Origin of the sequence: Pseudoalteromonas sp. P1-25 (assembly GCF_001401805.1) — a bacterium.
GTDB lineage: Bacteria > Pseudomonadota > Gammaproteobacteria > Enterobacterales > Alteromonadaceae > Pseudoalteromonas.
The window spans coordinates 1-217 of record NZ_LKDW01000146.1; the positions used below are offsets into that span (position 1 = coordinate 1).

The window sequence follows — 217 nt, forward strand, 5'->3', positions numbered from 1 at the left end:
GTGGGTCATGATGGACTTGAACCATCGACCAATGGATTAAAAGTCCACTGCTCTACCAACTGAGCTAATGACCCGCTCTGTGTGCTTACCCTTTAAGTGAGCTGCGTAAATCCGCCGATTTGTCCACTCTTTATCTTAATAAAGAATGGTGGGTCATGATGGACTTGAACCATCGACCAATGGATTAAAAGTCCACTGCTCTACCAACTGAGCTAAT

The 217-nt window shown here is 44.7% G+C and carries 1 tRNA gene; it reads right to left on the minus strand.

Features of this window, described 5'->3' with window-relative positions:
* Position 1 precedes the first annotated feature (1 nt).
* Positions 2–74 (minus strand) — tRNA-Lys (locus AN393_RS19940).
* Positions 75–217: the final 143 nt, after the last annotated feature.